18 protein-coding genes, 2 pseudogenes and 3 riboswitches are annotated in these 24,091 nt (G+C 39.8%); of the genes and pseudogenes, 17 read left to right on the top strand and 3 right to left on the bottom strand.

All coding sequences use genetic code 11. The features are described from left to right. Positions 1–33 precede the first annotated feature (33 nt). The 3 genes from ABE41_RS11425 to ABE41_RS11415 all read left to right on the top strand — a co-directional run bounded on the left by ABE41_RS11425 (position 34) and on the right by ABE41_RS11415 (position 3,283). Entirely contained in the window at positions 34–651 is a 618-nt protein-coding gene (locus tag ABE41_RS11425) for a LysE/ArgO family amino acid transporter (RefSeq protein ID WP_066290265.1), read from the top strand. Between the two features lie 153 nt (positions 652–804). Continuing rightward, the gene (locus tag ABE41_RS11420; RefSeq protein WP_066290262.1) at positions 805–2,169 is read left to right on the top strand and encodes an LVIVD repeat-containing protein; all 1,365 of its coding nucleotides are present in this window, start codon (positions 805–807) and stop codon (positions 2,167–2,169) included. A gap of 238 nt (positions 2,170–2,407) precedes the next feature. Next, positions 2,408–3,283: a LysR family transcriptional regulator gene (locus ABE41_RS11415; protein WP_066290259.1), complete on the top strand. Its 876-nt coding sequence runs from the start codon at positions 2,408–2,410 to the stop codon at positions 3,281–3,283. A gap of 197 nt (positions 3,284–3,480) precedes the next feature. Here the strand turns inward: ABE41_RS11415 and ABE41_RS11410 are convergent, their stop codons facing one another. Together ABE41_RS11410 and ABE41_RS11405 are read right to left on the bottom strand one after the other, a co-directional pair. Then, the gene (locus tag ABE41_RS11410) at positions 3,481–4,788 is read right to left on the bottom strand and encodes a homocysteine synthase (protein WP_066290256.1); all 1,308 of its coding nucleotides are present in this window, start codon (positions 4,786–4,788) and stop codon (positions 3,481–3,483) included. A 242-nt stretch (positions 4,789–5,030) separates the two neighbouring features. Further along, positions 5,031–5,135: riboswitch (SAM riboswitch) on the bottom strand. Between the two features lie 41 nt (positions 5,136–5,176). Further along, entirely contained in the window at positions 5,177–6,088 is a 912-nt protein-coding gene (locus ABE41_RS11405) for a sulfite exporter TauE/SafE family protein (RefSeq protein ID WP_066290254.1), read from the bottom strand. 215 nt (positions 6,089–6,303) lie between these two features. Next, a riboswitch (SAM riboswitch) is annotated at positions 6,304–6,409 on the top strand. 85 nt (positions 6,410–6,494) lie between these two features. Here ABE41_RS11405 and ABE41_RS11400 point away from each other — a divergent pair. From ABE41_RS11400 to ABE41_RS11340, 13 genes and pseudogenes are all read left to right on the top strand, one after another. Beyond that, positions 6,495–6,638, top strand: coding sequence for a YezD family protein (locus ABE41_RS11400; RefSeq protein WP_253805327.1), 144 nt, complete (start codon positions 6,495–6,497; stop codon positions 6,636–6,638). Between the two features lie 106 nt (positions 6,639–6,744). Next, on the top strand, positions 6,745–7,449 hold the full coding sequence (locus tag ABE41_RS11395; protein WP_066294806.1) for a phosphoadenylyl-sulfate reductase: 705 nt from the start codon (positions 6,745–6,747) through the stop codon (positions 7,447–7,449). A gap of 24 nt (positions 7,450–7,473) precedes the next feature. Further along, a complete protein-coding gene (sat, locus tag ABE41_RS11390) occupies positions 7,474–8,670 on the top strand; it encodes a sulfate adenylyltransferase (protein WP_066290253.1) in 1,197 nt (398 codons plus the stop codon). Further along, positions 8,636–9,235, top strand: coding sequence for an adenylyl-sulfate kinase (gene cysC, locus ABE41_RS11385; RefSeq protein ID WP_066290250.1), 600 nt, complete (start codon positions 8,636–8,638; stop codon positions 9,233–9,235). Before sat ends, cysC begins: the two co-directional genes overlap by 35 nt. A gap of 14 nt (positions 9,236–9,249) precedes the next feature. Then, complete coding sequence (locus ABE41_RS11380; RefSeq protein WP_066290248.1) at positions 9,250–10,878, top strand: nitrite/sulfite reductase; 1,629 nt, start codon at positions 9,250–9,252, stop codon at positions 10,876–10,878. A 14-nt stretch (positions 10,879–10,892) separates the two neighbouring features. Then, a complete protein-coding gene (locus ABE41_RS11375; RefSeq protein WP_066290246.1) occupies positions 10,893–11,114 on the top strand; it encodes a DUF3906 family protein in 222 nt (73 codons plus the stop codon). Between the two features lie 12 nt (positions 11,115–11,126). Beyond that, the gene (cobA, locus tag ABE41_RS11370) at positions 11,127–11,912 is read left to right on the top strand and encodes a uroporphyrinogen-III C-methyltransferase (RefSeq protein WP_066290243.1); all 786 of its coding nucleotides are present in this window, start codon (positions 11,127–11,129) and stop codon (positions 11,910–11,912) included. Then, on the top strand, positions 11,913–12,665 hold the full coding sequence (locus tag ABE41_RS11365) for a sirohydrochlorin chelatase (protein WP_066290237.1): 753 nt from the start codon (positions 11,913–11,915) through the stop codon (positions 12,663–12,665). It abuts the gene before it with no gap. Between the two features lie 15 nt (positions 12,666–12,680). Next, positions 12,681–13,295, top strand: a complete 615-nt coding sequence (locus tag ABE41_RS11360) for a precorrin-2 dehydrogenase/sirohydrochlorin ferrochelatase family protein (RefSeq protein ID WP_066290236.1) — start codon at positions 12,681–12,683, stop codon at positions 13,293–13,295. A 24-nt stretch (positions 13,296–13,319) separates the two neighbouring features. Then, a riboswitch (SAM riboswitch) is annotated at positions 13,320–13,433 on the top strand. Between the two features lie 62 nt (positions 13,434–13,495). Further along, complete coding sequence (locus ABE41_RS11355; protein ID WP_066294804.1) at positions 13,496–15,346, top strand: bifunctional homocysteine S-methyltransferase/methylenetetrahydrofolate reductase; 1,851 nt, start codon at positions 13,496–13,498, stop codon at positions 15,344–15,346. Then, positions 15,339–18,791: a methionine synthase gene (gene metH / locus ABE41_RS11350; protein WP_066290234.1), complete on the top strand. Its 3,453-nt coding sequence runs from the start codon at positions 15,339–15,341 to the stop codon at positions 18,789–18,791. The genes ABE41_RS11355 and metH overlap by 8 nt, the downstream gene beginning before the upstream one ends. Before the next feature lie 120 nt (positions 18,792–18,911). Further along, positions 18,912–20,266: pseudogene (locus ABE41_RS11345) on the top strand (IS1182 family transposase). A gap of 196 nt (positions 20,267–20,462) precedes the next feature. Further along, positions 20,463–21,817 (top strand): annotated as a pseudogene (locus tag ABE41_RS11340) (IS1182 family transposase). 117 nt (positions 21,818–21,934) lie between these two features. Here ABE41_RS11340 and ABE41_RS11335 read toward each other — a convergent pair. Beyond that, positions 21,935–23,116, bottom strand: a complete 1,182-nt coding sequence (locus tag ABE41_RS11335) for a styrene monooxygenase/indole monooxygenase family protein (RefSeq protein WP_066290229.1) — start codon at positions 23,114–23,116, stop codon at positions 21,935–21,937. Positions 23,117–23,257: 141 nt separating this feature from the next. On the opposite strand from ABE41_RS11335, the gene ABE41_RS11330 reads away from it, so the two are divergent. Beyond that, on the top strand, positions 23,258–24,085 hold the full coding sequence (locus ABE41_RS11330; RefSeq protein WP_066290225.1) for a serine hydrolase: 828 nt from the start codon (positions 23,258–23,260) through the stop codon (positions 24,083–24,085). The last annotated feature ends 6 nt before the right edge of the window (positions 24,086–24,091 follow it).

The following is a 24,091-nucleotide window of genomic DNA, read 5'->3' as shown; positions in this document are numbered from 1 at the left end:
AACCTCCATTTGAGTGTAAGGAGTTGATTTGATTTGGATAATGCCTTGCTGCACGGAATTATTTTAGCATTTGGGCTGATATTGCCGTTAGGCGTACAGAATGTTTTTATTTTTAATCAGGGGGCACAGCAGCCAAACATATTGCGAAGTTTACCAGCGGTTGTAACCGCAGGAATGTGTGATACTTTATTGATCATTCTAGCTGTTTCAGGTATTTCTGCGCTAGTATCCACAATACATGCTCTTAAACTAGGAGTTATGGCAGCTGGTATTCTATTTTTATTGTATATGGGGTGGTCCATTTGGTCTAGCAAAACCCATACACAAGCTTCGACACCATGTATGACACCCAAAAAGCAGATCATGTTTGCTGCTACTGTTTCATTGTTAAACCCTCATGCTATTTTAGATACGATTGGTGTGATCGGAACAAGTTCTATAGCTTATTCTGGATGGGATAAACTAGTTTTCACCTTGTCTTGTATTTCGGTGTCTTGGATTTGGTTTATAGGTCTTGCATTGACTGGGAGAATAGTAGGGAAAACAGACTCATCTGGTTACGTTCAAAACCTTATCAATAAAGGATCGGCCATCATTATTTGGTTAATAGCTGTGTATCTTCTTTTAATTATGCTTGATGGAAATTTTTAGTCCGAATAGCATCCACAAAAAAGATAGAACTAAATCTTTCTGCTTATTTTCAATAGAAAATGTGAATTGGTAATTGCTTCCTTTGACTCTATGTTTATTTTTGTAATTTTGAAATAATTTACATAGAAACGCACTAAACAATTGGAGGTACATATGAACAGAAAATTTGTATTAAGCGTTGGTCTAGCAACAGCTCTAACTTTAGGAAGTCTAGGATCTCTTGTTCTAGCACATGATGAATTAGGGTCAGACATCATCGAAAAGGGAACCGGCCCAGGATATGAAGCTATTGAATCTACCATTGAAGGATCTGAGAGTTTTAATTGGAAAGAAGTAGCGGCTGTTCAAATTCAGGAAAAAGACGGAAAACTGAATAGCACTGCTGATGTATATGTACATAAAAGCTTTGCTTATACAGGAACCCATACAAAAGGCGGCGGTGAAGGCGGGGTACGTGTATGGGATTTAAAAGACCCAGCTAACCCAAAAGAAGTCGCAGCTTTTGCAGATGATATCCCAGGTACATGGCAGGAAAAAGTAATCGTAAAACGTGTTAATACTAAACAATTTAAAGGCGACCTAGCAGTAGTCAGCGTTCAGCAGCTGGATACCCATAATCCTGATTCTATAGGGGGGTTCCTTCTATATGATGTAACTAATCCTTATCAGCCCAAAAAGTTAGGGTTTTGGGCGCTCGATAAAAAAGTAAGAGGGACACATGAGCTATATTTAACGGTTCAAAATGGAAGGCCGCTTGTACTGACAGCTAATCCATACGCAGATTATTACACGCATGGTGAAGAAAAAGACTTCCAGCTCGTTGATGTAAGCAACCCAGCAGAACCTCAAACTCTCTATCAGTTTGACCCTCGTTCATTGCCTGAAGTGCCAGAGGACTTTGACGGATATAATTGGACGGATAAGCATGGCAAGAACAGAGCCGTTTTTAACCACAGCACGATGGCTGACGTAAACGGAACAACTGCCTATCTATCATTCTGGGATTTAGGAACGATTATTCTAGATATCAACGATCCGGAAAATCCAACTTTCCTAGGCAGAACAGAGTTTTCATCAAACCAGCAAGGTTCTGCTCACTCAGCAGCTCTTGCTAAAGGGGGCAACGTACTGATTGAAACACGTGAAGTTTATAATCCAACGAAAGAAGGCTATGAGCAAGCCTATGGATATACACGTATTTTCGATATTAAAGACAAAACAAAACCTAACCTTTTAAGTGAATTCAGAACAGAACTCGTGGATGATGTTCAGTATGGTTTGACTTTTGCTAATACGGTTCATGATCCTAAGGTGCAGGGGAATACACTTTACCTTTCCCACTATGGTGGAGGCGTCCGCTCTGTAGATATCTCAGACCCTAGCAATCCTGTAGAAATCGGGAAGTATATTCCTGAAAGATCAAATATCTGGGGTGTGGATGTAGCTGGTGACTATGTATACGCATCAGATATGGGTACAGGTTTAAAAGTACTTCAGCAAACGGATGGGGAAGAATAGAGGTTATTCGAAAAAGAAAAAACCGCTTCATACAATAGACTCACCTTAAGAAAAAACACCTTTTATGCCGTATAGTTAAACTAGCATAAGAGGTGTTTTTTTGTGGAGAAAAAGGGTGCAATAACTTAGATGCGAATGTACAAAAAGGCGAAATTCATCTTTTAATGTCGTAAAATGATGAAAACCATTCATTATATATGTTATATTATGAGTAAAACTAATATAAAGAGGGATGAATTTGTCGATTGGCAAATATGAAATATTTCATACAGTAGTAGAACTTGGCAGCTTAACAAAAGCAAGTGAAGCATTAAATATATCCCAATCTGGGGTAAGTCATGCCATTGCCAGCTTGGAAAAAGAGCTGGGTTTTTCGTTATTAACACGTAATAAAGCAGGCATCAGGCTAACAGTGAATGGTGAAAGAATGTTGTTGTATATTAGGGATATCCTGACACTAAGCAAAAAAATGCTTCAGGAGGCTGGGGAAATAAGAGGACTAGAAATTGGGACTGTCAGAATAGGGACCTTTTCATCTATTTCAGTTAAATGGCTTCCAGGAATATTGAAAAAATTCATGGATCAATATCCGCATATAAAAGTAGAAGTTGTGGAAGGGAAACAGGAAGAGATCTCTCTATGGATAGCTCAGGGGATTATAGATTTCGGGTTTTTAATGCTGCCTGCTGCAGATTTAGAGGTTCTCCATTTAAAGCGCGAAACATTTTGCTGTGTTGTGCCGGAAAACCACCATCTTGGTGCAGAAAAATCTATAAAGCCAAATGCACTGAAGAATGAGAAGCTGATACTTCAAAAATCTACCCTTAAAATCATACATAACATTTTTAAACCAAATAAACATTCTCCTGAAATTGCTTTTCGTTTAGATGATGAGCAGGCAATTATCTCAATGGTTAAAAACTCGCTGGGCGTAGCCATCCTGCCAGAAATCGCTTTACATAATCTGCCTGACTGTGTGAAAAAAATCCCTCTTTCAGGTGAACGAGCTATTTCTTCCATTGGTATAGGTTCGATATCCTTTAAAAATCTTTCGCCAGCTGCCGAAAAGTTTATAGCAGCATCCACCTTATGGTTAAACGAAAATATTACATGATTCTTTAACTAAGAATCATGCGATTATTTAGCCAAAAACGAATTATCACATAATTTCTCCATTTCATCACATAATTTTTTTGACTAATCATATAAAAATCCCATCTCATTACATAAAAAAATGGACTTCATCACATTATTTAACAATTTTTTACATAAATAAAACTCAGAGCAATTATGCTCTGAGTTTCGTTGTTTTTACAACCCGCTTGGAGAAAGTACGATTGCTTTTAATGCATGATCAAGATCATAAATAAGATCATCTACCGTCTCAATTCCGATGGATAGACGGATTAATTCAGGTGAAACTCCTGATTTTCTTTGTTCTTCCTCAGATAACTGCTGATGGGTTGTGCTCGCAGGGTGGATGATCAAGGACTTTGAATCTCCTACGTTAGCCAAGTGAGAGAAGATGCTTACATTCTCAATTAATTTTTTTCCTTCTTCTACGCCGCCTTTAACACCGAAAGTAAGAATGGCTCCAGCTCCTTTTGGGAGATATTTTTGTGCAAGGTCATAATATGGGCTGCTAGGAAGACCTGCATAATTTACCCAGTCTACAGAAGGGTGGCTTTCCAAGAACTGTGCTACCTTAAGAGTGTTTTCAACGTGTCTTTCTAAACGCAGTGACAATGTTTCTAATCCTTGAATAAACAAAAATGAATTGAACGGAGAAATGGATGATCCTAAATCACGAAGTAACTGGACACGAGCTTTTAATATATAAGCAAGCGGACCGAATGCTTCGGTATAAACGATACCTTTGTAGCTTGGATCTGGCTCCGTTAAGCCAGGGAACTTTCCGTTGTTCCAATCAAATTTACCGGAATCAACTATTACACCACCAACAGATGTACCGTGGCCGCCAATGAATTTTGTTGCGGAGTGTACGACGATATCAGCACCATGCTCGATCGGACGACAAAGATAAGGTGTAGCAAGCGTGTTATCAACAATAAGTGGAACACCCGCTTCATGAGCAATATTAGCAAGACCTTCAATATCCGCTACATCAATTTTTGGATTCCCGATTGTTTCAACATATACTGCTTTTGTTTTTTCTGTGATCGCATCTTTAAACGATTGAAGGTTATCGATGTCAGCAAAACGTGTCTCGATACCTAGTTTTGGCAAAGTCACAGAGAAGAGATTGTACGTTCCACCGTAAAGAGAAGTAGAGGCAACGATTTCATCGCCTGATCCAGCGATATTGAAAATAGCATTTGTAATGGCAGCCTGGCCGGAAGCAACAGCAAGTGCCCCCACACCGCCTTCTAATTTAGCAATCGTCTGTTCAAACGCATCTTGTGTGGGATTCATTAAACGACTATAGATATTTCCGAATTCTTTTAAAGCAAATAGATTTGCTGCATGTTCAGTGCTGTTAAACTGATACGATGTTGTCTGATAAATCGGTACCGCTCGCGCACCTGTAGCAGGATCTACTTTCTGTCCTTCATGCAATGAAATTGTTTCAAAACCGTACTCTCTTTTTTGTTCGCTCATTTTCAAATCTCTCCTCAATGTTTAAATTTTTTTGTTATCCAATATGAATTTCAGATTCAACTTATCCAGTAAAGAAAACTTGGCTGACGCCAATCCTTTCGAGTCAGCTTTAGTTGCACTTATACGATCGACCTTAACTTGTTGCGAAGTCGAAAATCATCGTGCAAACAAGTTATACTTTCTGATAGTGCAAAAAAGACCTCTTCCAAAAGAAGAGGTCCCGATGATATCACACGATCGAAGTCTCATCTTTCAGAACGTTAGCTGTTCTGCTGAAATTAGCACCATGCATTTCTGCTGGTTGCCGGGCTTCATAGGGTCAGTCCCTCCGCCTCTCTGGATAAGAAGATTGAATATTGAATTAAAGACTATAATACATAGCTAATAATCAATAGTCAACTGAATTTTTCAAAAATTTCGGATTTTTATTTTCGTCATTACTTTTTTTCGGAAAGCTTTTTACTGTATAGATGATACCTACAGCCCAAAATGCCGCAAGAACAAAATAAATGGCAAACATAACATGAGATGACAAACCAATGGTCAAAAACAGAGTCCTAACATTAGTTACGATAATCAGCCCACCAACTAAGACCCCTAAAATGTGTGAGGGAATTATTCGGACGAGCCATGCAGCAATCGGAGCTGCAACGATACCGCCTGCCATGAGGGCACCAACCCAGAGCCATTCAACTTGCTCCCATCCAAGAGCAATAAAGAATCCAGCAGAAGCTGAAACGGCTACAGCAAATTCACTCGTATCAACGGAACCTATAACTTTTCTAGTTTTCATATCTTTTGCCATAAGGACAGGAGTTGTTACAGGACCCCATCCACCACCACCTGTCGCATCTAGAAATCCAGCAAGTAAGCCAAGGGGCATTAGCTGTTTTTTTGAAAAAGAGTTTTCAGAGGGTGCCGTCTTTCTTTCTCCAAGTTTATAGAGAAAACGAAACAAAATATAGATTCCAAGAATAATAAGAAATAGAGAAACATATGGTTTCACAATATCTCCTGGAAGGCTGCTTAAAAAACAAGCGCCTAAAAATGCACCGATCGAACCCGGCAGAATTAAGCGGAGAACCACCTGCTTATCAACGTTTCCAAACTTAATATGGGAAACTCCGGATGCTGCTGTTGTCACAACTTCAGCAAGGTGGACAGAGGCAGATGCTGCTGCGGGCGCAATCCCCGCTACCAAGAGCAGGGAAGTCGAAGTAACCCCATATGCCATTCCGAGTGAGCCGTCGATCAGCTGTGCCATAAGTCCAATAAGCGCTAGAACTATTAACTTTTTCATCAAATTCCTCCTCAAAATAAAAAGGCCCTTAACAAGTCATGTTAAGAGCCTTCGGTTTTTCCGATCAGCAAATTCGGATGAAATTTTAGTTATTACTATATGTTCCAGGAAGACAAATTGTCAACTGCAGGTTTAATTTTTTCAGAAAAAACAAGAAATAAAAAAATTAGGGCTTGATATCCGTTTCAGATGTGATATGATTTTTAAAAATTAAACTCTTATCCAGAGTGGTGAAGGGAACTGGCCCGATGAAACCCGGCAACCTGCGATTCGTAAGGTGCTAACTCCAGCAGAATGTTTTTACATTTTGGAAGATAAGGTAATACGTTTACCTCCACTATCTTTCCGAAATGGGAAGGTTTTTTGTTTTATTAGAGATATTTTGTAAAAAAGGGAGGCCAGTGGAGTGGCGAACGAAAAGAGTGAAAACGATTTTCTTCCTCAGCTTCAGAAAATGCTGAGCAACATCAAATTTGGATCCGTAACTTTAATCGTGCAAGATGGAAAAGTGATTCAACTCGAAAAAAACGAGAAGGTACGAATTAAATAGCGCTGACTAGAAAACTAGAGGCGGTTTTAACGTAAAGGGCATGTCCCTTAAAACGTTAAAGCCGCTTTTTGTTGGTCTATTTGTTTTTCATGAAGGAGGTAAAAAATTGCTCACCTATGAAACATGGGATAACAACATTCAAGAGTTTAATAGTGACAACCTTGAGAAAGGTGCATTAGATGTCCTGAAATGGGCGTATGAAATGTATGACGACGATCTCGTATATGCGTGCAGCTTTGGAATCGAAGGAAGTGTTTTAGTGGATCTTGTTTCTCAAGTCAAACCAGATGCTCAAGTAGTTTTTTTAGATACACAGCTGCATTTTCAGGAAACATATGAGGTGATTAATGCTGCAAAGAAAAGGTATCCGTGGCTGAGAATTAAGCTTAAAAAACCAGCTGTAACACTTGAGGAACAAGCAATTAAACATGGTAAAGAGCTTTGGAAGGTAAATTCAAATCAGTGCTGCAGCATTAGAAAAATAATTCCTTTAGAAGAAGAGCTCAACGGTGTAAAAGCCTGGCTTTCAGGATTGCGCCGTGAACAGTCACCTACGAGGAAAAAAACGCAGTTTATTAACAAAGATGAGCGTTTCCGCAGTATTAAGATTTGTCCGCTCATTCACTGGACGTTGATAGACATATGGCGATACGTCCATAAACATAATCTGCCTTATAACACACTTCACGATAATGGGTATCCAAGTATCGGCTGTAAACCTTGCACTAAAGCCGCTATTGACCCAGAGGATCTCCGTTCCGGCCGTTGGTCAGGAACTGGGAAATTAGAATGTGGTCTTCATGAAGGCTAAGAAAAATAGGAGGAGAGAAACAATATGGCAACTTTACATGCACACGGAGGAACATTAATTAATCGTTTTAGACCGGATACACCGTATAAGCACATACAAAAAGAAATTGAGCTTGATGCAACAGCACTTAGTGACCTTGAATTAATAGCCATCGGAGCATACAGCCCATTAACCGGGTTTTTAAATCAAGCAGACTATCAATCTGTCGTAGATCGTATCAGGCTGAGTGATGGAACTGTTTGGAGTCTCCCGATTACATTGCCAGTGACTCATGAAACCGCACAATCTCTTAGTACAGGAGAAGATGTTCGGCTCGTGTGTGATGGCGAGACATACGGGATCTTGCAGGTTGGTGATATCTATTTCCCAGATAAGCATATTGAAGCAGAGAAAGTCTATAAAACTTCTGACATAGAACATCCAGGCGTAAATAAGCTGCTTGAGCGGCCGACAGTTTATGTGGGCGGGGACATCACGCTCGTTAAACGGCCTGAAAAAAAATCTTTTAAGAACTACCACCTAGATCCAAATGAAACTAGAAAAAAGTTTAGCAGTTTAGGGTGGAAAACAGTAGTTGGTTTTCAAACGAGAAATCCAGTGCACCGTGCGCACGAATATATTCAAAAAACAGCGCTCGAGACGGTTGATGGGCTCTTTCTAAACCCGCTAGTCGGCGAAACGAAGTCTGATGATATACCTGCAGATGTACGTATGGAAAGCTATCACGTACTTCTTAAAAACTATTATCCGAGTGACCGTGTATTCCTTGCTGTATTTCCTGCAGCGATGCGCTATGCCGGACCGCGCGAAGCCATTTTTCACGCACTTGTGAGAAAGAACTATGGCTGCACACATTTTATTGTTGGCCGTGATCATGCTGGTGTAGGCAGTTATTACGGGACGTATGAAGCTCAGGAGATCTTTTCACAGTTTACCGCCGATGAGATCGGTATCACCACACTCTTCTTTGAACACAGCTTCTATTGCACAAAATGTGAGACCATGGCTTCTTCTAAAACGTGTCCGCATTCCAGTGAACATCATGTGATTTTATCTGGAACGAAAGTAAGAGAACTTCTAAGAAATGGGGAATTGCCTCCAAGTACATTCAGCCGGAAGGAAGTCGTTGAAGTGTTGATCAATGGATTAAGACGACATGAAGAAAACCAACTTAAAGGAGATACAAATGAGCACACAGCACAATACCGTCTGGCACGATAGTTCCATTACAAAAGAAGACCGGCGAAAGCAAAACCACCATTCAAGCTTTGTCCTTTGGTTTACAGGATTGTCCGGATCAGGAAAGTCCACCATTGCAAATGCACTCGCTAAAGAGTTATATAAGCGAAACATCCGTAACTATGTGCTGGATGGTGACAACATCCGAAATGGATTGAACAAGGACTTATCTTTTTCTGACGAAGACAGAACGGAGAACATCCGCAGAATTTCTGAAGTATCAAAGCTTTTTGTTGATAACGGCACAGTGGTGCTGACAGCATTCATCTCACCATTTTTACAAGACCGTGAAAAAGCAAAAGAGATCGTTTCGGAAGAAGAATTTATCGAGATCTTTGTTTCATGCCCGATCGAAGAATGTGAAAAACGGGACCCGAAAGGACTGTACAGCAAAGCTCGCAAAGGAGAGATTCCTGATTTCACTGGAATCGATTCTCCCTACGAGGAACCGGTGTCTTCTGCTCTTACTGTTAAAACAAATGAAAAGAATGTATCTGAGAGTGTAGATGCAATTTTGACTTATTTGCAAGAGAAAAAACTCATATAAAAGGGACTGATAATATGGCATATGAAAAAGCGTGGGCTGATAATCCTAAGCTCAATAAAACAGAACAAAAGAAGCTCGTAAAAGACGGATTAAAAATATTTGAGGATATCCCTCATTACTCAAAAAAAGGATTCGCCTCTATACCGAAAGAAGAGTGGGACAATTTTAAGTGGGCAGGTCTGTACTTACAGCGACCGAAAGAAGATGGATACTTCATGATGAGGGTCAATGTACCATCTGGCATTTTAAGCTACGAACAAGTAAAAGCTCTTGCTCACATATGCAAAGATTATGGAAGAGGCGTGTTTGATATCACGACACGACAAGCTATTCAGTTTCATTGGCTGACCATTGAACAAATCCCGGATATATTTAAACGTTTAGAAGAGGTTGGGCTGTCAAGTGCAGGGGCATGCGGTGATATTACGAGAAATATTATGGGGAATCCGATTGCCGGGATAGATCCTCATGAACTATTTGATACATCAGAGATTGTAAAAGAAGTGTATGAATTCTTTCAGCACAATGAAGATTTTTCTAATCTGCCGAGAAAATATAAAATGTCCATCAGTTCTAATGTGAACAACAGTGCGCATGCGGAGATAAATTGTGTAGCTTTTACTCCGGCTTATAAAGAAGTTGATGATAAAGAGATTCCTGGTTTTCATATTAAGATTGGCGGTGGTTTATCATCGAGGCCGTTCTTAGCGCAGCCGCTTGATGTCTTTATAGAACCGCATCAGGTAAAAGAAGTGGCTATTGCGATTACTACCATTTTCCGTGATTACGGCTATAGGGATAAACGCCACCTCGCGCGACTTAAATTTTTAATGGCAGACTGGGGACCAGAAAAATTCAAAGAGAAACTCTTAGAATATACAGGACAGCTTCCTTCTAAAGGCAGAGATGCACTTCAAGGCTGGAACGGCGGATATTTCTATGGTGTTCATCCTCAAAAGCAAGAAGGATTAAGCTATATTGGCTTTAATGTGCCAGTCGGACGATTAGATGCGGATGAAGTACTGAAGCTTGCAGAAATAGCAAAGTTATACGGAAACGGTGAGATCCGAACGGTAAATTCTCAAAACTTAATTATTCCTAACGTGAAACATCAAAACGTTGAATCGCTGCTGCAAGAAGATATCTTTAAACGAATCACGACACAGCCTCTTTCTTTTATAGGGCATTCTGTTTCCTGCACGGGTATTGAATATTGCAATTTAGCACTGGTTGAAACGAAAGAAAGAATGAGCCGAATCGCTGAAAGCCTGGATCAGAGAATTACACTTGACGTACCGATAAGGATTCATATGGTCGGCTGTCCTAACTCTTGCGGACAGCGTCAAATCGCAGATATCGGTCTGCAAGGCGTACTGTTAAAAACGAAAGAGAAAAAGATGGTGCAAGCCTTTGAGATTTACGTTGGCGGAACACTTGATGATGGAGGAAAGTTTAATGAAAAGCTGAAGGGAAAGTTTCATGCTGATCTTCTTGATGAAGTACTAGTTCGTTTTCTGGACCACTTTAAAGAAACGAAGCTTCCGCTAGAAACTTTTTTCGATTATATCAACAGGGTGGGTCTTGAACCTCTTCAAATAGAGCTAGATCAAATCTCAGAGCAATTAGAAGAAAAAGTTTCGTAAAAGGAGGTCTTCCTATGTATTTATATCGGTTTGAAGTGAGCTTAAAATCAGAAGTTATTCCTGTTGTAATAGCCGCTTCAACAGATGAACAGGCATTTCAGCTAGTAGATGTTGAACTTGAAAAGTATTTTTTAAAACAGCCAGATGTTGAGGAGATTTCACTCTACGAAAAGAAAAAAATCCGCAGTGGCAATGGATTTGTACTATATGAAAGGGAAACCATACTAAATCCTTAAGGAGTGATGATGATGGGAAAAGTTTATCTTGTCGGAGCCGGCCCAGGTGATCCAGGGTTAATTACTGTAAAAGGCTTGCGCTGCATACAGGAAGCAGACGTGATTTTATATGACCGATTAGTGAATAAGGAACTTTTAGCTCATGCAAAACCAGAGTGTGATCTTATCTATTGCGGCAAACTGCCAAACTACCATTCCATGAAACAAGAAACAATCAACAGCTTTTTAGTAAAGCACGCTCAAAAAGGCAAAACAGTAACCCGTCTTAAAGGCGGCGATCCATTCGTCTTCGGAAGAGGCGGAGAGGAAGCAGAAACACTTTCAAAAAGCCGTATAGAATTTGAAGTAGTACCTGGCATCACATCAGGAATTGCAGCACCTGCATATGCTGGTATTCCAGTCACACATCGAAACATCTCTTCAAGTTACGCGATTGTTACTGGTCACAGGAAAAAGGGTGAAGAAGAAGAGTTGAAATGGGACAGTTTAGCAAAAGGAATTGATACATTAGCGATCTACATGGGTGTAGGTAACCTTCCCTATATCTGTGAACAGCTGACAAAACACGGGAAAAACAAAGACACTCCGGTGGCACTAGTCCAATGGGGATCGTTAGAAAATCAGAGAACCGTAACAGGAACATTAGAAACCATTGAAGATATTGTATTGCGTGAAAGAATTGAAAATCCGAGCATGATCGTTGTTGGAGAAGTGGTGCGACTCCGTGACGAACTTAAGTGGTTTGAACAGCTGCATGAAGAACCTATAAAACTTGCAGCCATCAGTGAGGCGTTTTAGATGAATGCTTTGCTTTTTGTCTGTCATGGTACTCGGCTGCAAAAAGGCCGGATCGAAGCAGAAGAATTCGTAAAGCAATGCATGGCTTCAGTTGATGTTCCAATCAAAGAGGTCTGTTTTTTAGAACTTGCTGCACCGTCCATCCCGCAAGGTTTTATAACATGCATACAAAAAGGTGCTACGAGCATCTATGTTGTTCCTGTGTTTTTATTGACGGCTAATCATGTAAAGATAGACATTCCAAAAGAACTGCGACAATTGCAAATCCAATATCCTCAAATTGAAGTTAAGTATGGCCGCGCATTCGGCGTACACGAAGCCACTTCTCATTTATTGTGGGAAAAAATCACAAAACGAGTTTCTAGTGTAAGTAAGAACTCACACCTTTTATTGGTTGGAAGAGGAAGCAGAGATCGAGATGTAAAGCGGGATTTAGAGAAAATTGCATTTAATCTTCAGCAACATTATGGCATACCTAGTATTCAAGCCTGTTTTCTAACCGGTTCATCTCCAAGTTTTGAAGAAGTATTATGGAACAGTAAACAAACATACGATCAAGTAATTGTTGTTCCTTATCTCTTGTTTTCAGGTCTATTAATAAATGGAATGAAGCTTACAATAAAACGATATGTGGAACATTCACAACAAGAAATAATCCTATGCGAGACGCTTGGCTTTCATCCTATATTAAAAGAGGTATTACTGACTCGGATAAATGAGACACTTCAAACAAAAGAATTTGCAATATTTTAAAAAGTGAGGTATATTATGTACCCTATACACGTAGACCTATCCGGTAAAGAAGTTGTTGTAGCAGGAGGCGGTCCTGTTGCTTACCGAAAAATAAGAGATCTGCTGAAAGAAAAAGCAATAATAACTGTCATTAGTATTGATGCAGTTAAAGAGATTCAGGAATTACATGAACAAAGTAAACTCACTTGGATTTCTAGAGAGGTTAAGAGTAACGATTTCGAGAAAGCCTTTCTTATTGTCGCAGCGACTAATTTAAACGAAGTGAATGCTGAGATTGCTAATAAAGTGAATGAGAACCAGCTTATTAATGTAGCAGACCAGACACAATTAGGCAATTTTATCATTCCAAGCGTTGTCAGAAGAGGTAAACTAGTACTCTCAGTTTCAACCTCTGGGGCTAGTCCCAGCTTGTCTATCTTAATAAAAAAAGAACTTCAGCAAATGTACAGTAAAGACTATGAATCTTATTTGGAGTTTTTGTTTGAATGCAGAACAATCATTAAGAATGAAATTCCGAAAATAAAAAGGAAAGCTTTATTGACGGAACTCACAGATCCTGTCTTTTTACACGATGTGAACAAACGTTACGGATATAAAAAGACATTGTTGAACAAAAAGTTCGTAACCTAGTTAAGTAACCATAATTGAATAAAACCCTTATCAAGAGAGGTTGAGGGAGCGGCCCTATGAAACCTCAGCAACCAGCAGCGTAAAGCTGAAAAGGTGCTAATTCCTGCGAGTCCACATAATGACTTGTAAAGATAAGAAGACCAAACGCTGAAAAAAGTCTTCTTTCTAGAAGGCTTTTTATTTTATATAAGGAGGCTGACATGAGCTTAGTAACTGATTTAAAACATAACAAAATTTTAATCGGCGACGGTGCTATGGGTACGCTTCTGTATTCATACGGCTCGGATTTTTGTTACGAAGAATTAAATCTTTCGCAACCGGAACAAATCTATAATATTCACCGGGCTTATCTAAATGCTGGCGCTGACATCATTCAAACAAATACGTATGCAGCCAACTATTCAAAGCTAGAACGTTATGGCCTCCAAGATCAGGTAAAAGAAATCAACAAAGCAGCTGTTCAAATTGCGAGAAGAGCTGCCAAAAACGAATATGTTGTAGGAACCATTGGCGGAATCCGCGGCATTAAACCAAACAGTATTTCGCTTGATGAAATTAAACGCAGTTTTCGTGAACAGCTCTATTGTTTACTCATGGAAAACGTAGACGGTATACAGCTGGAAACGTATTACGATCTGCAAGAACTCGAAACCGTATTAGAAATTGCTAGAAAAGAAACGTCTCTTCCAATGATTGCTCAAGTTTCCCTTCAGGAAATAGGTTTTCTGCAAGACCGAACCCCAATTTCAGAAGCTCTGTTGCGTCTTGAGGAAATCGGTGCGGATGTAGTGGGATTAAATTGCCGGTTAGGTCCTTATCACATGCTGAAGACACTTGAGGAAGTACCGATTCCTAAAAAAGCATTTATATCTGCGTTTCCGAATGCCTCACTGCCTTCATATTCAGATGGAAAGTTCCAATATGAGAGTGATGCTGAGTATTTTAAAGAATGTGCTCATCTGTTCAGAGAGCAAGGTGTCAGTGTTCTAGGAGGCTGCTGCGGTACAACACCTGAACACATACGTGCTTTTTCGAATGAACTTAAGAACCTGCAGCCTGTAAAAGAAAAAGAAGTAAAACAAAGACAAAGAGATATTGTAATTCAGTCTGCTTCAAAGTCTATGTATGTTCCGCTTTGTGAAGAAGTAAAGAAGAAACAATCCATCATTGTTGAATTGGACCCGCCTCGCAAGCTTGATACGTCTGGATTTATGGAGGGTGCGAAGGCTTTAAAAGAAGCGGGAATCGATGCTCTGACACTGGCTGATAATTCTCTTGCATCTCCACGAATATGCAACTCAGCATTAGGATCGATTGTTCAGTCAGAATTAAATCTTCGGCCGCTCGTTCATATTACGTGCCGCGACCGGAATTTAATCGGACTTCAATCACACTTAATGGGTCTTCATACACAAGGAATACGTGAAATATTAGCTGTAACTGGAGATCCAGCAAGTGTCGGTGATTTTCCTGGTGCATCATCTGTTTATGATGTCACTTCATTCGAACTGATCAAACTCATTAAGCAGTTTAATCAAGGATTATCATTATCAGGAAAAGAACTAGGAGAAAAAACTTCTTTTAGTGTAGGAGCAGCTTTTAATCCAAATATCAGGTTAATTGATAAAGCTGTTGAACGTTTAGAAAAGAAGATTGAATACGGTGCAGACTATTTTATAAGTCAGCCTATTTTTTCAGAGGAAAAGCTAATTGAAACCTATGAAGCCACCAAACACATTGATAAACCGATCTATATAGGAATAATGCCATTAACGAGTTCGCAAAATGCTGAATTTCTTCATCATGAAGTGCCAGGGATAAAATTATCTGACTCTGTACGTGAACAAATGGGGAAATTTAAAGAAAGTCCTAAACAAGCAAGCGTTGAAGGCTTAAATATAGCAAAGTCACTTTTGGATACAGCTATGGATCTTTTTAATGGTATTTATCTCATCACTCCATTTATGCGTTATGAACTAACTGTTGAGTTAGCCAAATATGCACGAATGAATCATCCATCCCTGTTAGCAAGGAGGTCGCAAAATGCCTAAGACATCAATAGAAGGTCAGCTGAAAAAGAGAATATTAATTATGGATGGCGCAATGGGGACGATGCTTCAAGAAGCAAAGCTCACAGCAGAAGATTTTGGCGGCGAGGAATATGACGGGTGTAATGAATATTTAAATGTAACAGCACCAGATGTTATTGAATCCATTCACTTAACGTATCTGCAAGCTGGCGCAGATATCATTGAAACGAATACCTTTGGGGGAACTAATCTTGTTTTAGACGAGTATGATCTTGGCGTACGAGCTTATGAGATTAATAAGTTAGGAGCGGAAATTGCGAGAAAAGCAGCTGATGCAGTTTCTTCCGAAAAATGGCCGCGTTTTGTTGCGGGATCTATGGGGCCAACAACGAAAACATTAAGCGTTACTGGCGGTACGACATTTGATGCGTTAAAGGAAGCTTATGCAGAACAAGCAAGAGGACTGATCGACGGCGGTGCAGATCTGCTCCTATTAGAAACAAGTCAAGATATGCTTAATGTAAAAGCAGGTTTTTTAGGAATCAAACAAGCGATTGAGCAAACTGGAAAAAGAATTCCCCTCATGGTATCAGGAACCATCGAACCGATGGGAACAACATTAGCTGGTCAATCGATTGAAGCGTTTTATATTTCATTAAAACACATGAATCCGTTAGCAGTTGGCTTAAACTGTGCAACTGGACCTGAATTTATGCAAGACCATATCCGCTCACTTTCAGATCTATCAACATCTGCAGTCAGCTGTTACCCGAATGCAGGGCTGCCGGATGAAGAAGGAAATTATCATGAGACTCCCGAAAGTTTAGCAGCTAAATTGTCGGGATTTGCAGAAAAAGGTTGGCTTAATATTGTTGGAGGCTGCTGCGGAACAACGCCTAAACATATAGAAGCATTAGCAAAAGTAATGAAGAATTATTCACCACGATCGATTCAAACGAATGAAACGCATATGGTCTCAGGAATTGAACCTTTCATTTATGATGACCCAACTTTAAGGCCGATCATGGTCGGTGAGCGTACGAATGTCATTGGCTCAAGAAAGTTTAAGAGGCTTATTGCAGAGAAGAAGTTTGAGGAAGCCGCTGAAATCGCAAGGGCTCAAGTAAAAGGCGGTGCACATGTACTGGATGTATGCTTAGCAGATCCAGACAGAGATGAACGAAATGACATGGAAGAGTTCATGAAAGAAGCAGTTAAGAAGGTAAAGATTCCTTTCGTAATCGACTCAACTGATGAAGATGTTATTGAGCTAGCTTTAAAATATTCACAAGGTAAAGCTATCATTAATTCTATTAACCTTGAAGACGGAGAAGAACGATTTGAAAAAGTGATTCCGCTTCTGCATAAGTATGGAGCCGCAGTTGTAGTAGGAACCATCGATGAAAAAGGAATGGGTGTTTCAGCAGAACGAAAGCTTGAAATTGCAACAAAGTCGTATCAGCTTTTGGTGGAAAAATATAAAGTCTCACCTTCGGATATCATATTTGACCCCCTCGTTTTTCCTGTAGGAACTGGTGACGAACAGTATATCGGTTCAGCAAATGCAACGGTTGATGGAATCCGGCTGATTAAAGAGAGTTTTCCTCAATGTCTCACGATTCTCGGTGTGAGCAACGTGTCATTTGGACTTCCACCTGTGGGTCGGGAAGTATTAAATGCCGTATATCTCTACCACTGCACACAAGCGGGACTAGATTATGCGATTGTAAACACAGAGAAACTAGAACGATTTGCTTTTATTTCTAAAGACGAGATCGATATGGCGGAAAACCTGTTATTTAAAACAACTGATGAGGCATTGGCAATCTTTACTGAATTTTATCGAGGGAAAAAGAAAGAAACGAAATCGAAGCTACCTGACATGACGTTAGAAGAGCGGCTGCAATACTACATTTTAGAAGGAACTAAGGAAGGGTTAATTCCCGATTTAGAATTGGCATTAAAGCAATACTCTGCACCTCTAAAAATTATAAACGGACCGCTCATGGATGGCATGAAAGAAGTAGGAAGATTATTTAACGAAAATCAGCTTATCGTTGCTGAAGTTCTTCAAAGTGCAGAAGTAATGAAAGCGTCCGTAGCATTTTTAGAACCATACATGGAGAGTAACGATAATTCATCATCTAAAGGAAAGGTATTGCTCGCAACCGTCAAAGGTGATGTTCATGATATTGGGAAAAACCTGGTAGACATTATATTAAGCAACAACGGATTCCAAGTTATAGATTTAGGCATTAAAATCGCCCCGCTTGAATTGATTGAGGCTGTAAAGAAGAACAAACCTGATATTATCGGGTTGTCAGGTTTGTTGGTAAAATCAGCTCAACAAATGGTTTTAACTGCTAATGACATGCGTGAAGCGAGTATTTCCACACCGATTTTAGTTGGAGGCGCCGCTTTATCCAGAAAATTTACCGATACGAAAATCTCTAAGGAATATGATGGGATGGTTCTGTACGCAAAAGATGCAATGGAAGGCTTATCACTTGCAAATCAACTTCAAACTCCTGAGGATCATGAAAAGCTCGCGGCTGATTTTAGTGAAAGAAAGAGAACGATAGTATTAGATTCTGGACGATCCGATGGAGGTACTGCAACTGCAACGGCTGTTAAATTAAGATCAAGCGTATCACAAAAAGCACCGGTTTTTATACCAAGTGACACAAAAAGGCATATTTTAAGAAACTATTCCTTGTCTCACATTCAGCCATATATTAATTTACAGATGCTTTTAGGTCATCACCTTGGCGTTAAAGGAAAGATATCACGATTGCTTGAGGAAAAAGACGAGAAGACACTTCATATCAAGTCAATCGTTGATACGTTGTTAACTGAGGCAAAAGAAAAAGACTTAATAAATCCTTCTGCGATGTATCAGTTCTTTCCAGCACAATCTGATGGAGACAGTGTTTTGATTTACGATCCTGTAGATCATCAAACAATTATTGAGAAATTTGATTTTCCAAGACAGTCCAAAGAGCCACATCTCTGTATAGCAGATTACCTTAAGTCAATAGATAGCGGGGAAATGGATTATGTTGGCTTGTTTTCTGTAACTGCGGGTACAGGCATAAGAGAGCTTGCTGCTGACATGAAAGAGCAGGGACGTTTTTTAGAGAGTCACGCTCTTCAAGCATTGGCACTTGAAACTGCTGAAGGTTTCGCAGAGCTCGTTCATCAGCAAATGCGTGACCGCTGGGGATTTCCTGATTCCGTTGATTTTACAATGAGAGAGCGGTTTTCAGCACGCTATCAGGGGCAGCGGTTTTCATTTGGCTATCCTGCATGCCCAGAACTTGAAGATCAGGAAAAGTTATTCAAACTGATTCAACCGGAAGATATCGGCATACAGTTAACAGATGGCTGTATGATGGAACCCGAAGCCTCCGTATCTGCTATAGTATTTGCGCACCCAGAAGCCAGATATTTCAACGTGTTAAGTTAAAAGGTATAAAAAGAAAAAGCACCTTCACAGGGTGCTTTCAGCTTGTAGACAAAGTCAGATGTCTACAAGCTTTTTTTATTGTAGAATTAAATTAGATAATGTTTGAGGGGAGAAATTTACATGTTATCTAAGCATTCTACTGAAGGACGTCACCAAGTTACTCTAGCAGCTCTTGACGAGCTTGTACCTCAGGATCATTTGGTACGAAAAATTGATCAAGTCATGGATTTTGACTTTATTTATGATGCCGTAAAACATACATATTCTTTGGATAATGGCAGACCGAGCGTGGACCCTGTTGTTTTAGTCAAAATGGTGCTCCTTCAATATTTATTTGGTATTCGATCAATGCGCCAAACGATAAAAGAGATTGAAACGAATGTCGCTTATCGTTGGTTTTTAGGCTATGACTTCAGCGAGAAGATACCTCATTTTTCAACGTTCGGGAAGAATTACGCACGTCGTTTCCATGATAGTGATCTTTTCGAACAGATCTTCTATCGGATTCTACGTGAAGCTACGAATTATGGTCTGGTTGATCCCACTATTGCTTTTATCGATTCCACGCATGTGAAAGCCAATGCCAATAAGAAGAAGTTTGATAAGAAGATAGTACGTGTGGAAACGCGCAGCTATCAAAACAAACTTGAAGAAGAAATCAATATCGACCGTGAGGCACACGGAAAAAAGCACTAACCCCTCAAACAAAAGAAGATACGAAAGAAGTTAAAGTGAGCACTACGGATCCGGAGAGTGGCTACTATGTAAAGGACGAACGGGAAAAGCTGTTTGCGTACTCTTTTCACACCGCCAGTGATTCAAGAGGTTTTATTCTTGGAAGTCTCGTCACCGGAGCCAATGTTCATGACAGTAGAATGCTCGAGCCACTTGTAAATCAGTTGTTAGAAAACGTAGGAAAACCGAACGCCTTAGCTGTAGATGCAGGATATAAAACACCGCCGATTGCCAAGTTTTTGATGGACCAGGAAATTCGCCCAGTAATGCCTTACACACGACCGAAAACCAAAGATGGATACATGAAGAAGTACGAATATGTTTACGATGAACATTACGATCAATACATATGTCCGCAAGGCGAAACGTTACCCTATAGAACGACGACCCGCGAGGGCTATCGTCAATACGCTTCCAATCCTTTGAAGTGCAAACAGTGTCCTTTGCTTTCTCAATGTACGCAGAGTAAACAGCACATCAAGATGATCCACCGGCACATCTGGGAGGAGTACTTGGAGGAAGCCGATCACCTTCGTCATACGGAGGAGAATAAAAAAATATATGCACAGCGAAAAGAAACGATTGAACGTGTCTTCGCTGATGCAAAAGAAAAGCATGGTATGCGTTGGACGAAGCTGAGAGGGCTTAAAAAAGTTTCCGCGCACGCGATGCTTACTTTCGCTGCCATGAATCTTAAAAAACTGGCAAACTGGACATGGCGAGGTCCATGTCCAGTGTAAGTTAAGCTAGAATTCCTTTGGAAAACCTAGAAAAAATGAACAAACCCCATCTCAAATCAATTTGAGATGGGGTTTGTCTACGTTCTGAGAGGTCTCTTATAAGAAGAGACCTCTCAGCTTGTAGACAAAGTCAGATGTCTACAAGCTTTTTTTATTGTAGAATTAAATTAGATAATGTTTGAGGGGAGAAATTTACATGTTATCTAAGCATTCTACTGAAGGACGTCACCAAGTTACTCTAGCAGCTCTTGACGAGCTTGTACCTCAGGATCATTTGGTACGAAAAATTGATCAAGTCATGGATTTTGACTTTATTTATGATGCCGTAAAACATACATATTCTTTGGATAATGGCAGACCGAGCGTGGACCCTGTTGTTTTAGTCAAAATGGTGCTCCTTCAATATTTATTTGGTATTCGATCAATGCGCCAAACGATAAAAGAGATTGAAACGAATGTCGCTTATCGTTGGTTTTTAGGCTATGACTTCAGCGAGAAGATACCTCATTTTTCAACGTTCGGGAAGAATTACGCACGTCGTTTCCATGATAGTGATCTTTTCGAACAGATCTTCTATCGGATTCTACGTGAAGCTACGAATTATGGTCTGGTTGATCCCACTATTGCTTTTATCGATTCCACGCATGTGAAAGCCAATGCCAATAAGAAGAAGTTTGATAAGAAGATAGTACGTGTGGAAACGCGCAGCTATCAAAACAAACTTGAAGAAGAAATCAATATCGACCGTGAGGCACACGGAAAAAAGCACTAACCCCTCAAACAAAAGAAGATACGAAAGAAGTTAAAGTGAGCACTACGGATCCGGAGAGTGGCTACTATGTAAAGGACGAACGGGAAAAGCTGTTTGCGTACTCTTTTCACACCGCCAGTGATTCAAGAGGTTTTATTCTTGGAAGTCTCGTCACCGGAGCCAATGTTCATGACAGTAGAATGCTCGAGCCACTTGTAAATCAGTTGTTAGAAAACGTAGGAAAACCGAACGCCTTAGCTGTAGATGCAGGATATAAAACACCGCCGATTGCCAAGTTTTTGATGGACCAGGAAATTCGCCCAGTAATGCCTTACACACGACCGAAAACCAAAGATGGATACATGAAGAAGTACGAATATGTTTACGATGAACATTACGATCAATACATATGTCCGCAAGGCGAAACGTTACCCTATAGAACGACGACCCGCGAGGGCTATCGTCAATACGCTTCCAATCCTTTGAAGTGCAAACAGTGTCCTTTGCTTTCTCAATGTACGCAGAGTAAACAGCACATCAAGATGATCCACCGGCACATCTGGGAGGAGTACTTGGAGGAAGCCGATCACCTTCGTCATACGGAGGAGAATAAAAAAATATATGCACAGCGAAAAGAAACGATTGAACGTGTCTTCGCTGATGCAAAAGAAAAGCATGGTATGCGTTGGACGAAGCTGAGAGGGCTTAAAAAAGTTTCCGCGCACGCGATGCTTACTTTCGCTGCCATGAATCTTAAAAAACTGGCAAACTGGACATGGCGAGGTCCATGTCCAGTGTAAGTTAAGCTAGAATTCCTTTGGAAAACCTAGAAAAAATGAACAAACCCCATCTCAAATCAATTTGAGATGGGGTTTGTCTACGTTCTGAAAGCACCTTCACAGGGTGCTTTTTTGTGTTTAATTAGATCCTTGTTTTTGGAAAAAGGCTTCATGAGCTGATTTTGGATCAGCAAACCACTCCGCTATACGATCAGCTTGTTCCTGATTCTTTGCACCATTCATTAATAATTGAACGACATGCTGTGGAAGGGGCTGTGTCATTGCGTTTGTCCATTCAGTGACTTCTTTTACATATTCTTTTGTTCGATCCCAATATGTTTCACCTAGGTTTTCATCCCATTTGTCATGTTTATAATCAATCAGGGTTTCATATAACTGCTCTGCACAATAAGATGAGAGATTACAGCCCTGACCAGTGATAGGATCATTAAGAAAAACACTGTCACCGCATCCAACAATGAGTTTATCATTAAAGGTTAGATAAGGCTTTCGAATTTCCGGATTAATTGCAACTTGAAGGAAGGCATTCTCATCCGTTAAAGCGAATTCCTCTATATTCATTCGTCTGTATATCTCAGGGAAGAATTTTTGAACAGATTGTTTCATTTGCATAGTGAATTCAATATGGTCCTTGACACCTTTAAAAGTATCTAGTTCTTTGTCTGGCACAGCCATAATGAATAGTATCGTGACAGGGCCTTGTTCTGTAACGGCGGGAATTTCAAACATTTCACCGGTTTCAGGAAGTACAGTTACATTTACACCTAAAGGTACATTAGGTTTAATCCCTAAAAAGTAGCCAGTGATGCATTTTCGCTGGGGCATATCAAATGGGGAAAGTTCACTAATAATAGGGAAAGGGAAGAGAGGGCCTGATTTTCCTGTACAGTCAATCACTAGGTCATAATCATCTACTAACTGCTCTAAGTACTCAGTAGTTAATTTAAACTGACGAAATGTAACCCCATTTGATTCAAGGTCGTTCATACACGCGGAATAATAAAGTCGCTGATCTACAGACAATGCATCTTCTTTTAACATCCCTGTAAATAATTTTTGAGTTCCGATTGTGATATGAATACTCTTCAGTGGATTACTATCATCCCATTTTGGCATATGAAATCTGCTTTCCCGTGCTCGTGTTGTACCAAAATGTACTTGAGTAGACATGACACGTCCTGAACGGATTTTTTCCGCAGAGCTAGCGTGAATGACTGTAACAACGAAATCTTCTTTAAGTGCGTAAGCAAGCTGCAAACCCGATGTACCGCTTCCGACTATACATATTTGCTTTTTCATTTTTTTCGCTCCTTTACCACTTAAGTTACTTAACGCTATCAGTCTATTTTTAAAAACTTTCATTGTAAATGCGACGAATTAAGTAATTTAATCATAGGTAAATAAACACATTTCATTATTAAAGAAAGAAGGTAAGCGGATATGCTGAAATTGATAGAGAATGATCTTTTGCATTTGATTTCTTCTGGAAAAGGAGTATATGGGGTTTCGATTTATCACTTCGAAACAGAAGAAGAGTTTTCACATAATCAGAATGAGGAATTCTATGCGGCTAGCATCATTAAATTACCCATCATGTCAGCGGTGTTTGCTCAAGTGGCTGAAGGGAAACGTTCATTATCTGATAAAATTCAAATACGATCAGAAGATATTGTTTCAGGTGACGGTATTTTGAAGAATTTATCACCAGGTATGGAATGGACGATTCATGATCTTGTGGTACTGATGATCATTGAAAGTGATAATACAGCTACAAACCTTTTAATCGATTTGATAGGAGTTGAGAACATTCAGCTGTACATGACAATTTGGGGCTTTAAGACAACCCAATTTCGTCATAAACTTCAAATTAAACCATCGAGGAAACATAATGAATCAAATTTAATAACAGCAAAGGAAATCAATAATTTTCTAAGAAATATAGCTATGGGCAATATCGTATCCATGAGTGTTTGCAGCAAAATGGTAGATATTATGAAGCAGCAAAAGATGAATGGTTTACTGCCAAGTCTTCTTCCTGAAAATGACGGTGTTATCGGAACGATTCCGATTTGGGAAATGGCGCATAAAACAGGTTATGTACCAGGTGTTGAACATAATGCAGGATTGTTTTATTTGCCAGGGCAAACCTTTGCTATTACCGCACTTGGTAAAAACGTACCGAATCGAGATGAACCAAAACGAATAATGGGTGAATTAGGATTATTGCTGTATGAAAGATCAATTGTATTAAGTAAGGTATATAAATAAAAGCTA

The sequence above is a fragment of the Fictibacillus arsenicus genome (assembly GCF_001642935.1).
Lineage (GTDB): Bacteria > Bacillota > Bacilli > Bacillales > Fictibacillaceae > Fictibacillus > Fictibacillus arsenicus_B.
Note: the sequence above shows the minus strand (reverse complement) of the source record. Positions and strands in the feature narration are given on the sequence as shown.

Excerpts from the sequence above, each read along its gene's own strand:
- ABE41_RS11420 (WP_066290262.1), top strand. The coding sequence starts at position 805 with ATGAACAGAAAATTTGTATTAAGCGTTGGTCTAGCAACAGCTCTAACT.
- ABE41_RS11410 (WP_066290256.1), bottom strand. The coding sequence starts at position 4,788 with ATGAGCGAACAAAAAAGAGAGTACGGTTTTGAAACAATTTCATTGCAT.
- ABE41_RS11405 (WP_066290254.1), bottom strand. The coding sequence starts at position 6,088 with ATGAAAAAGTTAATAGTTCTAGCGCTTATTGGACTTATGGCACAGCTG.
- sat (WP_066290253.1), top strand. The coding sequence starts at position 7,474 with ATGGCAACTTTACATGCACACGGAGGAACATTAATTAATCGTTTTAGA.
- cysC (WP_066290250.1), top strand. The coding sequence starts at position 8,636 with ATGAGCACACAGCACAATACCGTCTGGCACGATAGTTCCATTACAAAA.
- ABE41_RS11380 (WP_066290248.1), top strand. The coding sequence starts at position 9,250 with ATGGCATATGAAAAAGCGTGGGCTGATAATCCTAAGCTCAATAAAACA.
- ABE41_RS11375 (WP_066290246.1), top strand. The coding sequence starts at position 10,893 with ATGTATTTATATCGGTTTGAAGTGAGCTTAAAATCAGAAGTTATTCCT.
- cobA (WP_066290243.1), top strand. The coding sequence starts at position 11,127 with ATGGGAAAAGTTTATCTTGTCGGAGCCGGCCCAGGTGATCCAGGGTTA.
- ABE41_RS11365 (WP_066290237.1), top strand. The coding sequence starts at position 11,913 with ATGAATGCTTTGCTTTTTGTCTGTCATGGTACTCGGCTGCAAAAAGGC.
- ABE41_RS11360 (WP_066290236.1), top strand. The coding sequence starts at position 12,681 with ATGTACCCTATACACGTAGACCTATCCGGTAAAGAAGTTGTTGTAGCA.
- ABE41_RS11355 (WP_066294804.1), top strand. The coding sequence starts at position 13,496 with ATGAGCTTAGTAACTGATTTAAAACATAACAAAATTTTAATCGGCGAC.
- metH (WP_066290234.1), top strand. The coding sequence starts at position 15,339 with ATGCCTAAGACATCAATAGAAGGTCAGCTGAAAAAGAGAATATTAATT.
- ABE41_RS11335 (WP_066290229.1), bottom strand. The coding sequence starts at position 23,116 with ATGAAAAAGCAAATATGTATAGTCGGAAGCGGTACATCGGGTTTGCAG.
- ABE41_RS11330 (WP_066290225.1), top strand. The coding sequence starts at position 23,258 with ATGCTGAAATTGATAGAGAATGATCTTTTGCATTTGATTTCTTCTGGA.